Below are 13725 nucleotides of genomic sequence, written 5' to 3' on the forward strand. Positions count from 1 at the left end.
CGCATCTAGTCCCCCAGATCCAATGACAATTGCGCCGGGTTGCGGGTGACCGCACGGCTGTTTCCTTTCCGCAAGCGCCCCTTGCGGCTGCCATGCCGGGCCAAGACCTTCGCAGCCTCGTCCCGGAATCCTTCCCCGCGCCGCACCTCCCAGATCCGATCCCGGGCGAACCGGGCCGCCGCGACGTGATCGACGATGGGCATCGGGTAGCGTTTGCCCAGCACGGCACCTGCGTTCTCGGCCTTCCACGGCTCTTGCAGATGGCGATCCGGGATATCTGCCAGTTCCGGCAACCAACGGCGGGTAAAAGTCCCGGTCGGGTCCTGATCATGGCCCTGTTTCACCGGGTTGTAGATCCTCAGCGCGTTGATGCCCGTGGTGCCGGCCTGCATCTGCACCTGGCTCCAGTGGATGCCCGGTTCGTAATCGGTGAACAGGCGGGCGAGAACCTCACCGGGCGCGCGCCAGTCAAGCCACAGGTGATAGCCGGCCGTCGCCATCACCATCGCGCGCATTCGAAAGTTGAGCCACCCCGTAGCCCGTAAGTACCGCATGCATGCGTCAACAAATGGCAGGCCGGTCTCACCGCTGGCCCAGGCCTCCAGCCGATGCGAATCCGGGGCCGAGGGGCGGATCCCGTCATAGGCGCAATGCACGTTCTGGAACTCGATCCGGGGGTCATCCTCCAGTTTCTGGATAAAATGACAGTGCCAATGCAGCCGACCTTCGAACGAGGACATCGCCCCCCGCCACTGTTTGTCGGAGGTGTGGCTCAACGCTTTTTGCCGCGCCCATGTGGCCTGCATCACCTCGCGCATCGACAGCGTTCCCCATGCCAGATGCGGGGACAGGCGCGAACACGCGTTTTCCCCCAGCTGAGGTGAGGACATCGCGCTGCGATAGGTCCGGCCGCGCGTGCTCAGGAATGTGGTCAACCGGTCCGACGCCGCCGTGTGGCCGCCCGACTGGCGCCGTGGACATGGGTCCGGGCGCAACCCCAGTTCCCTGTTGGACGGGATCCCACCCGGGTCCATCGGGATGGGCCGCAATATGGGTGCGGGCGTGATCGGTTCGCTCATGAAGCGATCCCACTCTTTGGCCCAGCCATCGCGCGACGCCAGACGGCGGCGAACCCCGTGATTGCGCGGTTGGTGCCAGGGAATGCCCCGGGTTTGGCACCAGGACGCCACGCGTTTGTCCCGCTGAAAGGTCCAGTCGTTTCCCGTTTCTTCATGCGACCACAGGGCCGTGAGGTCGAAACTCTGTGCAAGATCGTCCAGGACCGACAGCATCTCGCCCGTCCGTACGATCAGGGGCTGGCCCAATTCCGCAAGCTGACTGCGCAGCTCGACCAGGGTTTCGCGGATGAACGCCCATTGGCGAGCGGACATGTCGGGTTGACGCCAAAGATCGGGTTCAACCACGTAAAGCGGCACCAGCGCCCCCCGCTGTGCCGCATGAGCCAGGGCACGATTGTCCTGCACCCTGAGATCCCGCTTGAACCAAACGATCTGCAAAACCGTTCTCCGAACCAAATCTGGGCAATAGCTAGTCTGGTCCGGCCAGCCCTCAACCGGGTTCAATGCGCCCCGGTAGGACCAGGACGCAAATAGCGCGCGGAACCGGTTCCGTCATGACCCGTTGCGACCGAAGCCTGTCGGGAAATGGGCAGGCCAGTTCACAAAGCGCTGCCTTGACGGGCGCTTTTTCGGTTGCAATGATCAATACATGGGCGCTTTGAAAACTATTTTCGTTTCAGCACTATGCACTTTCTCATCCATCGGATTGCTTCATGCTGAAACCGACATGGTCAAATCGTTTGCCGGCTGCGCCGGGCGTTTTTCGGCCGAGATGGAGCATGCCTGGCTTCTGAACGACCCCAAGGCGCAGGACTATGAGTTGCTTCGCGGCGGTTTCGTGTCCTTGCTTGAGGCGACCGTGACGGCAGAGGAGGCCGAACTGGTCCTGAGCCACCGGGTGAACTCAAAACACGCTCATGCGCGATTGCTCCATACGGCGACCTTTGGCTCGGACATCACGGCGGCCAGCGCCGCGCGGCAAACGGCCAGCGACCTTCTGGATCAGTGCAGCCTGCTGATACTGGGCGGCGTCTGAGACCACCCCTCGCTGCAGTGCCGCATTTTTGGGCGAACCATGCGGCACCGCCACAAATTTGGGCAACACGCTGAATCAATCCAAAAACTCGCACCACCGGACTCTGAGCCTCGGCAAAAGCTGACCTAGCAATGTGGTGCGCCGAAAGACGGCTTGGAAAATGTGCGAAGGTGCCCGGCCTAGGAACCTGATGACGCCCTCGCACACCGCAATTAAGCGTGGGGGGTATATGGGATGTTTCGGCGTTCCGGACAAGCCTGCTGCGCATCGCACAAAAGGAAACGCTGATGCACTCCAAACTACTCAACACTACTGCTGCTGTATTGTTCGCAACCGCCCTGCCCGCACTGGCCGATTGCCCGATCAAAGTGGGCGTTCTGCACTCATTGTCCGGTACGATGGCCATCTCCGAGACCACGCTGAAAGACACGATGGAGATGCTGGTCGAACAGCAGAACGAAGCTGGTGGCCTGCTGGGCTGCGAGCTGGAAGCCGTAGTTGTCGACCCCGCCTCGGACTGGCCACTGTTTGCCGAGAAAGCGCGCGAACTGCTGACCGTCCACGAAGTTGACGTGATCTTTGGCAACTGGACATCGGTCTCCCGCAAATCCGTGTTGCCGGTCATCGAAGAGCTCAACGGTTTGCTGTTCTATCCGGTTCAGTACGAAGGCGAAGAAAGCTCGAAGAACGTCTTCTACACCGGTGCCGCACCGAACCAGCAGGCGATCCCCGCAACGGACTACTTCCTTGAGGAACTGGGGGTCGAGAAATTCGCCCTTTTGGGCACCGACTACGTGTATCCGCGCACGACGAACAACATCCTCGAAAGCTATCTGAAGCAGAAAGGCATCGCCGAAGAGGACATCTTCGTGAACTACACCCCCTTTGGCCATTCCGACTGGTCCAAGATCGTGGCGGATGTCGTTGCGCTGGGCGCGGACGGCAAGAAAGTCGGCGTCATCTCGACCATCAACGGCGACGCGAATGTGGGCTTCTACAAGGAACTGGCCGCCGCAGGTATCTCGGCGGATGACATCCCAGTAGTTGCCTTCTCGGTCGGCGAGGAAGAATTGGCCGGTCTGGACACAACCAACCTTGTCGGGCATCTGGCGGCGTGGAACTACTTCCAGTCGGCAGAGAGCGAAGCGAACGAGGCCTGGGTTGCCGCCTGGAAAGCCCGCATGGGCGAAGATCGGGTGACCAACGATCCGATGGAAGCGCATTACATCGGCTTCAACATGTGGGTTAACGCCGCGACCGAGGCGGGCTCGACGGATGTCGATGCCGTGCGCGCAGCCATGTACGGCCAGGAATTCCCGAACCTGACGGGCGGCACGGCCGTCATGCTGCCGAACCACCACCTCGCCAAGCCGGTTCTGATCGGCGAAATCCAGGAAGACGGTCAGTTCGACATCATCAGCCAGACCGAAGAGGTTCCGGGCGATGCCTGGACGGACTACCTGCCCGAATCCGCGGTTCTGATCTCGGATTGGAAAGAGCTGGGTTGCGGTATGTACAACACCGAAACGAAAAGCTGCGTACAGATCAAATCGAACTACTAAGATCTGAACCGGAATACCTCGGGGCGCATCACATGTGCCCCGGGGCCCAATGCCGAGGTCTCCCCAAATGACGCTTTCGATTTGCCGGGCTTTGCTTGCCCTGCTGCTGTTCGTGGCCCCTGGTCTTTTGCAAGCCCAATCCTCCGACGCGCCGGTCCAGAAGCTTTTGCAGGCCCATGCGGAGGTCATTCAAAAATCCTCTCGCAAGACGATCGGCCCGGCAATTGACGCCCTGGCGCAGAGCGGATTGCCCGAGGCACAAACCGTCCTGGAGCGGTGGCAGGCCAAGGACATGTGGTTCAACCGGGATACGGGCCTTTTCGTTTTTGCGTCCAAGGCCGATGGCGGTTTGCGGGTTTTCGATATCTCGGATGGGGCCGAGATCGGTGTCGTCGACAAGAATAACTACAAACAACTCAAGCCGAACTCGGGCATTCGCGGGTTGATCGCTTCGGCGCTGGTGCAGTTTCAATTGAACGACCCCGACCCGCTGAACCGAAGCGCAGCGCTGACGGCGATCGAGCGGGACGCGGAACCCTCGCACCTATCCGCCCTGCGCGGCGCCATTGCCGGAGAGCAGGACGCGGATCTGCGGACCCGCAAGGACCGGCTCGAGCGTCTGTTGACGATCCGGTTTGATGATGACGCGGTCGCAAGGCTGGCTGCAATCGACAGCTTCGCCGGCGATCTGGGCGTTGACGTGCGCGCAACGCTCAATCCCCTTGTTGCATCTGAAATCAAGGTGTCCGACACGGTTCCGGATGGCGCTGTGACCATCGAGGCCGGGTCGGACGAACTGACACAGAAACAGGCCTATGACCTGTTGGTCGAAAACGGGTTGGCACCGGCCCTGGTAGACGACGGCACCATTAAAGAGACCCTGATTTCGAATATCGACGGTGACAGGGTCGCAGGCGTACAGGTGGCAAGTCTGGACGAAGATGCGGCACGACAAGCGGCATACCAGCTGCTGGCCGATCAGGGGCTCGCCGCTCCGCTAGTGACGCAGGACGACATCGCAGAGGCTGTGCAACAGTACAAGTTCTACCGAGTCTACACCTCGGCGCCGTTGCCGGTGGCGCTGGCGGCGCAGGCCGTGCTGGACAATATCGAGACGCAAGTCGCTCTCAACCAGACGGCGGATCTGGTTCTGGATGCGCTGTCGCTCGCCTCGATCTATTTCCTTGCCGCCATCGGCCTTGCCATCACTTTCGGCGTCATGGGCGTCATCAACATGGCGCATGGCGAGTTCATCATGATGGGCGCCTATACCGGATATGTGGTTCAACTGTTCATTCCGGACCTGACCCTGTCGATCATTGTCGCCATTCCCTGCGCATTCCTGGTGACCTTCGGCGCCGGTGTTCTGCTGGAACGTCTGGTCATTCGCTGGCTGTATCACCGTCCGCTGGAGACGCTGCTTGCGACCTTCGGGGTTTCCATCGCGCTGCAGCAACTGGCCAAGAACATCTTTGGAACCCAGGCACGTCCCCTGACCGCCCCGGCCTGGCTGGACGGTTCGATGGTGCTGAACGATATCGTCTCCATCAGTTACATCCGCATCGCGATCTTTGTTCTGGCGCTGCTGTTCCTCGCGCTTTTCCTCATCGTCATGAACCGGACCCGGCTGGGGCTTGAGGTGCGCGCCGTGACGCAGAACCCGCGCATGGCGTCCTCGATGGGTATCAATCCCGACCGGATCAACATGCTGACCTTCGGCTTTGGCTCGGGCATCGCGGGCATTGCCGGCGTGGCAATCGGACTTTACGCCAAGGTCACGTCCGAGATGGGTTCCGACTATATCGTGCAAAGCTTCATGACAGTGGTCGTGGGCGGTGTGGGCAACATCTGGGGGACGCTTCTGGGGGCCACGATGGTCGGCACGCTGCAGAAGGGGATCGAATGGTTCAACCCGTCCAATACCCTGGCGGCGCAGACCTACATGATCCTGTTTATCATCCTGTTCATTCAATTCCGGCCGCGCGGCATCATCGCGCTCAAGGGTCGGGCGGCGGAAGCGTGATATGGTTGACATGATATCCACAGCCGGCCCGATGCGAAAGCCATTTGTGCTGCGCTATCCCTCGGTCGCGATCTTCTTGATCATTCTGGCCCTGTTCACGGCGACCATAACAGTGTTGGGCGAAGGGTTCGGGATCGGCCTGATATCCACCAGCTTCGTCAAGACATTGGGCAAGACCCTCTGCCTGTGCCTTGCGGCCCTGGCGATGGACCTGGTGTGGGGCTACACGGGCATCCTGTCCCTGGGGCATATGGCCTTCTTCGGTATCGGCGGATACGCCATCGGCATGTGGCTGATGTATGCGCGGACCGAGATCATCGTGATCGAAAGCCTTGCGTCCTCGGCCTTGCCACCAACGGCCCAGGAAGTCTCCGACGGCATCGCCACCCAGATCTTCGGAGTCGTCGGCGCATCCGAGTTCCCACCGATCTGGGCTGTTGCGCATTCGCTGCCCTTGCAACTGGCTGCGGTCGTACTGGTGCCCGGCTTGCTGGCCCTTGTGTTCGGGTGGCTGGCCTTCCGCAGCCGCGTGACCGGGGTCTACCTGTCGATCCTGACACAGGCGATGACGCTGGCGCTGTCTCTGTACCTGTTTCAGAACGACAGCGGGCTGCGCGGGAACAACGGCCTGTCGGGTCTGCAGAATCTGCCGGGTCTGGATTCGGTGCCGCAATCGACGGTTTCGATCCTGTTCTTCTGGGCGTCGGCCCTGGCGCTGGGGCTGGGCTATCTGGTCTGCGCCTGGATGGTGTCCGGCAAGTTCGGATCGGTCATTCGCGCCATCCGGGACGACGAAAGCCGGGTTCGGTTCCTTGGGTATTCGGTCGAAGCCTACAAGCTGTTCATCTTCACCTTCACCGCCGTGATCTGCGGCATCGCAGGTGCCCTGTATTACCCCCAAGCCGGCATCATCAATCCAGCCGAGATCGCGCCCATTGCATCAATCTACCTGGCTGTCTGGGTGGCGATCGGCGGACGGGGCCGTCTGTACGGAGCAGTGATCGGCGCGGCATTCGTTTCTCTGCTGTCCACCTGGTTCACGGGTGGTCAGGCCCCCGACATCTCGCTGGGGTTCTACACGATCCAATGGGTCGACTGGTGGACCATCCTGCTTGGGCTGTCATTTGTCGCGGTCACGTTGTTTGCGCCTCGGGGCATCGGCGGTCTGATCGACAGGTTTGCCGAACGGCGCGCCCCGGATCGCCACGGCGCCGATCTGGGCCCGGATCTTGGGTCGTTGCGCGAAAAGGAGGCCGACGAATGAGTACGTTGCTTGAAGTCTCCGGCGTGTCCGTAACCTTCGACGGATTCAAAGCCATCAACAACCTGACATTTCAGATTGGCCCAGCCGAAATGCGCGCGGTCATCGGCCCGAACGGGGCGGGCAAGACGACGTTCATGGACATCATTACCGGCAAGACCAAACCGGATGACGGCCATGTTCTGTGGGGCGACAAATCCGTGTCGCTCCTGTCGATGAGCGAAAGCCAGATTGCCCAGGCCGGCATCGGCCGAAAGTTCCAGCGCCCCACCGTCTTCGAGGACCAGAGCGTTCGCGAGAACCTGATGCTGGCCCTCAGGAACAAACGCGGCCCGCTGGCGGTCCTGCGGTTTCGGGCCGGACAGTCGGATCATCAGAAGGTCGCCGACCTGGCCGAGGAAATCGGACTGCAGAATGCCTTGAACCGCAAGGCGGGTGAGTTGAGCCACGGGCAGAAGCAGTGGCTTGAGATCGGCATGCTGCTGGCGCAGGATCCGCAGTTGCTGCTGGTTGATGAGCCGGCCGCCGGAATGACCCCCGCCGAGCGTGAGCACACGACCGACATTCTTGTCGCGGCCGCCAAAACCCGCGCCGTGGTGGTGGTTGAACATGACATGGAGTTCGTCCGCCGCCTGAACTGCAAGGTCACGGTGCTGCACGAAGGGTCAGTTCTGGCCGAAGGGTCGCTGGACCACGTCACCAATAATGACAAAGTGATTGAGGTGTATCTTGGCCGCTGAGCTTCTGGAAATCTCGGACCTGTCCCTGCACTACGGTGGCAGCCAGATCCTGAGCGGGATCGACATCACCGCACGTCAGGGTCAGGTCAGCTGCGTGATGGGCACCAACGGCGTCGGCAAGACCAGCCTGTTGAAAGCCATCTCCGGAACGCACCCCCGCAGCGGCGGTGAATACCGGCTTGGCGGCGAGCAGATCGGCAAGGCCACATCCTATGAGCTGGCTCGAAAAGGTGTGGCTTATGTTCCGCAAGGACGAGAAATCTTTCCGTTTCTGACGGTCCGCGAGAACCTGGAAACCGGTTTTGCCTGCCTGCCCCGCAGCGAACACAGGATACCTGATTACATCTTCGAACTGTTCCCGATTCTCAAAGAGTTCCTGTCGCGGCGCGGTGGTGATCTGTCAGGCGGTCAGCAGCAGCAGCTCGCAATTGCGCGGGCCTTGATCACGAAACCCAGGCTGCTTTTGCTGGATGAACCAACCGAGGGCATCCAGCCCAACATCATCAAGCAGATCGGCGAAGTCATCCGCCTGCTGCGCGATCAAGGTGAGATGGCGATCGTCCTGGTCGAACAGTATTTTGATTTCGCGTATTCTCTCGGCGACAGTTTTCTGGTGCTGGAACGCGGGTCGCCATTCCTGAAAGGATCAAAATCCGAACTTGGTCAGCAGCAGCTCAGGGCGGCCGTTTCGGTTTGATCTTACCGGCCCAGTGCTTCGGGCAGGTGTTCCACCAAGGCCCGCTGCACGACGGCAAACCGCGGTGTGCGCGCAATCTCTTCAAGCGTAGCAACCCACAGAGGAACCTCGATTTTCGGATCGATGTCCGGCGCCCGCCGCAACAGCGGGTCCGCATCACCGATGAACGTCGGCAAAAATGCCTTGCCGACACCTGTCGCAGCCATCTGCTGGAGCACAAGGAAACTGTCCGCGCCGATGGTCGTGTCTTCATCCCGCACATGTTCGGCCATCCATCTGGCCGGGACCGAACCGCTCAGCGCCCCGTCCAAACGCATCCATTTTCGGTTGGCGGACCCATCGTCGTAGACCCCGAAGGCCAACGCGCCAGCCCGCTCGCCCACCAAGTCTTCGCCCAGGCGTATTGATGGACGCACGGCAATGTCAGCGGTCAGCCGCGACAGGTCATGGTGATTGTTCCCGCTCAGCAGACTCAGCTCCAGACCGGGATAAAGCGCAGAAATGCGGTTCAGTATCCCGGGCAGAACAAGCTGGCAAAGACTGTCGGTCGAGGCAATCCGAACCCGCCCGGTCGGCGAACGGTCCGCGCCCACGATTGCCCGTTCGACCGAAAGCACCGCATCCTCGACATTTTCCATGGCCGTAAGAATGGCCCGGGCCTCGGGCAGCGCGCTGTAGCCCGACGGGTTCTTTTGAAAGATCACGCACCCATGACGTCGTTCAAACGCGGCCACCCTGCGCAGCACCGTTGCATGGGTCACGCCCAGCGCTGTGGCCGCTGCGTTCAACGAGCCGTGCCGGCTTACGGCGAGGGCATATCGGATGTCGTCCCAGTTTTGATTGTTCATAAGTTAACAAGAAACGCAGAGAAATAAACAATTACAAGAAATTTCGATCAAGCTACCATTCGGCACATTCATGTGGGAGAGATACCATGATCAAGAAATTCTCAATCCTTGCGGCGAGTTTGTTTTCTGCGGCCGTTATTGGCACGGCCGTAGCCCAGGAAAGCGAAAACCCGGCCGTCAAGGCGCGGAAGGCCGTCATGCAGCTGTATGCGTTCAATCTGGGCACGCTTGGCGGCATGGCCAAGGGCGAGGTGGAATACAACGCCGAGGCCGCGACGCGCGCGGCAAACAACCTGGTTGCCGTGACGCAGATCGATCAGTCGGCCATGTGGCCAGCCGGGTCCGACAATGTCTCCGACCCATCTTCCCGAGCGCTTCCGGCGATCTGGGAGAACTTCCCGGATGTCAGCGCCAAGGGCCAGGCAATGGCTGAAGCCGCGGTTGCGATGCAGGCCGCCGCCGGGCAAGATGTCGAAGCGCTGAAAGCAGCGATGGGACCATTGGGTGGAGCCTGTTCGGCATGTCACAAGGCATACAGAGCCCCAAAGAACTGACAAGGCCCTGACGGTGCGGCGGCTTCTGTCGATTGCCGCGGGCGTCGCGGTCGTGGCCGGGCTGACCGGTCTGGTTCTGACCCGACCGCAACACGTCGATCCGGCCCAGTTGGACGGGATTGCCCCTGATCTTGTCAGGGGCGAGACCGTGTTCTTTGCGGCCGGATGCGCCTCGTGCCATTCAGCGCCGAACTCCAAGGGTGAGGAAAAGCTGGTGCTGGCGGGCGGACGCCGGTTCGAGACGGATTTCGGCACCTTCATAGCTCCAAACATATCCAGCGACCCAGAGACCGGGATTGGGTCATGGTCGGCGCTGGAACTGGCGGATGCCCTGATCTACGGAACCGGGCCGGCCGGGCAGCACTATTACCCGGCCTTCCCTTACACGACCTATACGAACATGACGCCGGAGGATGTCGTGTCGCTGCACGCATTCCTCGGCACCCTGCCGGCCGCCTCGCAGGAAAGCAGCGCGCATGAGGTCGGGTTCCCCTTCAACATCCGGCGAAGCTTGGGCGGCTGGAAGCTTCTCTACCTTGAACCAGGGTGGGTGGTGGACGGTGATCTCGATGCGCAGCAGCAGCGCGGGCGCTACCTGGTCGAAGCCTTGGGCCATTGCGCCGAGTGCCACACGCCCAGAGATGGCCTTGGCGGCTTGAGCCGGGATCAATGGCTGACGGGTGCGCCAAATCCCAGCGGAAAAGGGCGCATTCCCGGCCTGACCACCAACCACCTGGATTGGTCCGAAGCCGACATCTCCGAATACCTGAAGTCCGGTTTCACTCCGGACTATGACAGCGCCGGCGGAGAGATGGCCGAGGTCATCGAGAACACTTCCCGTCTGTCCGATGAGGACCGGTTGGCGATTGCCGCATATCTCAAGGCTGTTCCGGTACCGGCCAACGACGCCACAACAGACTGAGCCGACGCCTACATCCCCCGGCAACCTATGAGCCTTGGCGATTCGTCTGGCGGCGTGATCTTGGCACCTTGGGCCTTTTCGCTTCACCTTTCGGACCTTTGGTTGGAAATTCGTCAGACCTAAGCCCGATGTGAACTGGTCCAACCCGCTTTAGCCTCCCTACGACAACCAGACATTTGTAGAACAGCAAAGGAGGCTGAAATGATTGCGAACCGGAAACTGGGACAACTTCTCAGCACTGTGGCACTGGCGACGTTGATTTCGGCGGCGCCATACACTCCCAAGTTCAGCACCGAGGGCGGCTTACAGCTTGAGCCCGCTTACGCGTTTGCGAAAAGCGGCAAAGGCAAGAGTGGCAGCGGTCGGGACGACGATGATGACGATGACGATCGGGAGGATGATGACGATGACGATCGGGAGGATGATGACGACGATCGGGATGACGACGACGATGATGATCGGGATGATGATGACGACGACGATGACGACGATCGGTCAAGTCGCAGCGGCAGCAAAAAGGGATCGTCGCAATCCGGAAGCACCCCGACCGGGTCGGCCGGCATAACCAAGGTCGAGACAACTGCAAACGGGATCGAAGTTCGCTATGCGGACGGAACAAAGGAAGAAATCGAAAACGGCAGATACGAGAGAAAGAATGCTCAGAATCGGACCGTTGAGGAACGGCCAGCCACAGGAGCCGATATCTCGAGGCTTCGTTCTCTGGCGAACGGCATTTCGATCAAGAATGTAAGCGCATCCGGGCAAGGTGGTACGGCCGGAAGCCGCCCCACAAAGATCGAACGTCAGGGCAACAACATCGAAGTCAACTACGCCAACGGCTGGAAAGAAGAGATCGAGTTCGGGCGCTACGAGCTGAAAGACCCCTTCAACCGGACCGTTGTGGAAAGAACAGCCACGGCCGCAGACATCCGGAGGCTGCAATCGGTCGCGAACTGACGAACAGCGCGAATTTCCCGGACGGTCTCTCGGTCGGAGAGGCCGTTTCGGCGTTCACAGGCTATGCGGGCTTGTTTCTCTTGCCCCACGCGTCGTGCGCGATAAGTGCGGCCTCGACCCGGTTCCGCGCGTGCAGCTTGGACAGGATCGCCGTCATATAGTGTTTCACCGTCTTTTCCTGAAGATCCAGCTCCACGGCGATCTCGCGATTGCTCAAACCCTTGGCCACGCGCCTGAGTATCTCCTCTTCGCGATGCGTGAGATCATTCAGAACATCGCTGCTGTTCGCGGGGCTTGCGTCGTTGTTGATCTGAAGCAGTACCCGCGAAGCCAGCCCCGGCGAAACGAACCCCTCCCCCGCGGCGATGCTGCGCAGGGAGGCGGTCAGTTCACTCGCGGTTACGCCTTTGACAATGTACCCAATCGCTCCGGCCTCGAGTGCATCGGCAACATCGCTGCTGTTCTCCGAAACCGTCAGAATCGCGATGCAGGGCGGTTTTTCCATTGCTGCGATCCTGCGTGTCGCGTTGATCCCACCGCCGGGCATCGAGAGATCGAGAATTGCGATGTCGGGCTGGTGCTGTGCGACAAGCGCAACCGCTTCGTCGGCGCTGGATCCGGCCGCGAGAACTTCGAACCCTTCTGCCTCATCCAAGGTCCGCCGCAGCCCATCCCGGAAAATCGGATGATCATCTGCTATGACAAGTGTCTTGGTCATGGTGAGCTCGTTTTGTTGGGAAACAGGGTCATTTCGACGGTGGTGCCCTGGCCGGGACTGGACGAGACCTGAAACCTGCCGCCGATACTCTCGACCCGATCGCGCAGCCCCAGCAGCCCCTGGCCGCCATCATCGCGCAGAACAGTACCGTCCAAAGGATCAAAGCCGGGTCCATCGTCCTTGACCTGAATGACAATGCAATCTTCGCGAACATGGCAGGTGACGCTGCAGCGGGACTGCGGAGCATATCGCGCAGTATTCGACAGTGTCTCCTGAAGAAAACGAAAAACGCACAGTTTGTCAGACACCGACAAATTCGGCATGTCACCGCCATGAAACGAGATTTCAGGCCGCAACGGGCTGTGCTCCGCGTGGTCCTCGACCGCTCTTTTCACGACATCAATCAAGGTCAGGTTGTCGATATCGGGCGCAGACAGCCCCCGGGACAGCGCGCGGATTTCGGTCAAGGACTTCTGCAGCGACTGCTGGATTTCCTCGGCCTCCTTGGGTTTTGGGGATCTGTCCGAAAACGCGGCCTCCAACCGAAGGGCGGCAAGTGAAAGGTACTGCGCCGGGCCGTCATGAAGTTCGGCGCCGAGTTTCTTCAGAAAACGGTCCGTCTGCGCGGCATACCGACCCGAGGCCTCGACCACCCGCGACCGCAGCATCGCATTCTGCGCCGCCATCCTTTCGCTTTCCGCCAGCCGTTTCTTCAATAGCCGCGCCTGCCGCCGGATGGTGTTGTCCCCGATCGCAACGATGCAAAACAGAACAACCGTGCTTGCCAGAAAGGCGGAACCGACCACCATCCAGCTTGTGCGCCTGGCTTTTGCCAGATCCATCTCCAATTGATCGGCCCTTTCATAGAACTCGGCCACGGCAATGATTTCACCGGACCACAGTTCACGAATGGGGCTGTAGACCTCGAGCAGCGGTATCCCCAAGGCCGCTTCGGCAGCGCTTTCATCGTGATCCAGTTCCTCGAACGAGCCCGAGATTTCGCCGATCCAGGCACGCTGAAGGTCGCCCGTCGGCTCGAAGCGGTTACCGATGATGTTTGTGTCCGAGGCGTGTACGACCACACCACCCTGCTTCCAGAACTTGTATGATACGATACGATCGCGCATCGGCTGGGTCATGAATATCTCGTCCAGCGCCCGCCTCGCCTGCTCGGACAGGCGGTCACCCAACGCCAGTTCCTGGCTGAGAGGTGAGACGATGCTTTCCATATACAGCGCCGCCGAATTGGCCGAGTTCTGCACGACCGCATTCTGGATTCGATTTGAAACCCATACACCGACGATCGCGGTTGCAGATCCCATCACAAG

General features: G+C 60.4%; 13 protein-coding genes. 9 read left to right on the forward strand and 4 right to left on the reverse strand.

The genetic code is table 11. The features are described from left to right. Positions 1-5 precede the first annotated feature (5 nt). Positions 6-1517, reverse strand: a complete 1512-nt coding sequence (locus K3752_RS15915; protein WP_260063772.1) for a deoxyribodipyrimidine photo-lyase — start codon at positions 1515-1517, stop codon at positions 6-8. Positions 1518-1806: 289 nt separating this feature from the next. On the opposite strand from K3752_RS15915, the gene K3752_RS15920 reads away from it, so the two are divergent. The 6 genes from K3752_RS15920 to urtE all read left to right on the forward strand — a co-directional run bounded on the left by K3752_RS15920 (position 1807) and on the right by urtE (position 8398). Continuing rightward, complete coding sequence (locus tag K3752_RS15920) at positions 1807-2115, forward strand: hypothetical protein (RefSeq protein ID WP_170340832.1); 309 nt, start codon at positions 1807-1809, stop codon at positions 2113-2115. Positions 2116-2402: 287 nt separating this feature from the next. Next, the gene (gene urtA, locus K3752_RS15925) at positions 2403-3677 is read left to right on the forward strand and encodes an urea ABC transporter substrate-binding protein (protein ID WP_170340831.1); all 1275 of its coding nucleotides are present in this window, start codon (positions 2403-2405) and stop codon (positions 3675-3677) included. Between the two features lie 67 nt (positions 3678-3744). Then, positions 3745-5700, forward strand: a complete 1956-nt coding sequence (gene urtB, locus K3752_RS15930; RefSeq protein WP_260063773.1) for an urea ABC transporter permease subunit UrtB — start codon at positions 3745-3747, stop codon at positions 5698-5700. 31 nt (positions 5701-5731) lie between these two features. Next, complete coding sequence (gene urtC / locus K3752_RS15935) at positions 5732-6964, forward strand: urea ABC transporter permease subunit UrtC (RefSeq protein WP_170420548.1); 1233 nt, start codon at positions 5732-5734, stop codon at positions 6962-6964. Beyond that, positions 6961-7701, forward strand: a complete 741-nt coding sequence (urtD, locus tag K3752_RS15940) for an urea ABC transporter ATP-binding protein UrtD (protein WP_170340827.1) — start codon at positions 6961-6963, stop codon at positions 7699-7701. Before urtC ends, urtD begins: the two co-directional genes overlap by 4 nt. Further along, entirely contained in the window at positions 7691-8398 is a 708-nt protein-coding gene (gene urtE / locus K3752_RS15945) for an urea ABC transporter ATP-binding subunit UrtE (protein ID WP_260063774.1), read from the forward strand. The genes urtD and urtE overlap by 11 nt, the downstream gene beginning before the upstream one ends. Positions 8399-8400: 2 nt before the next feature. Here urtE and K3752_RS15950 read toward each other — a convergent pair whose 3' ends face one another. Then, positions 8401-9246, reverse strand: a complete 846-nt coding sequence (locus K3752_RS15950) for a LysR family transcriptional regulator (protein WP_170600866.1) — start codon at positions 9244-9246, stop codon at positions 8401-8403. An 86-nt stretch (positions 9247-9332) separates the two neighbouring features. On the opposite strand from K3752_RS15950, the gene K3752_RS15955 reads away from it, so the two are divergent. From K3752_RS15955 to K3752_RS15965, 3 genes are all read left to right on the forward strand, one after another. Continuing rightward, entirely contained in the window at positions 9333-9800 is a 468-nt protein-coding gene (locus K3752_RS15955; RefSeq protein ID WP_170361270.1) for a cytochrome c, read from the forward strand. Positions 9801-9813: 13 nt separating this feature from the next. Then, positions 9814-10722 (forward strand): cytochrome c, encoded by a 909-nt coding sequence (locus tag K3752_RS15960; RefSeq protein ID WP_260063775.1) that lies wholly within the window; start codon positions 9814-9816, stop codon positions 10720-10722. Between the two features lie 240 nt (positions 10723-10962). Beyond that, positions 10963-11679, forward strand: a complete 717-nt coding sequence (locus K3752_RS15965; protein WP_260063776.1) for a hypothetical protein — start codon at positions 10963-10965, stop codon at positions 11677-11679. Between the two features lie 61 nt (positions 11680-11740). Here K3752_RS15965 and K3752_RS15970 read toward each other — a convergent pair whose 3' ends face one another. Then, positions 11741-12397 carry a response regulator transcription factor gene (locus K3752_RS15970; RefSeq protein WP_260063777.1) on the reverse strand — a complete coding sequence of 219 codons (657 nt, stop codon included), beginning with the start codon at positions 12395-12397 and terminating at the stop codon, positions 11741-11743. Continuing rightward, the gene (locus K3752_RS15975) at positions 12394-13719 is read right to left on the reverse strand and encodes a sensor histidine kinase (protein WP_170373187.1); all 1326 of its coding nucleotides are present in this window, start codon (positions 13717-13719) and stop codon (positions 12394-12396) included. Before K3752_RS15975 ends, K3752_RS15970 begins: the two co-directional genes overlap by 4 nt. Between the last annotated feature and the right edge of the window lie 6 nt (positions 13720-13725).

This window comes from Ruegeria sp. B32 (assembly GCF_025141855.1).
Lineage (GTDB): Bacteria > Pseudomonadota > Alphaproteobacteria > Rhodobacterales > Rhodobacteraceae > Ruegeria > Ruegeria arenilitoris.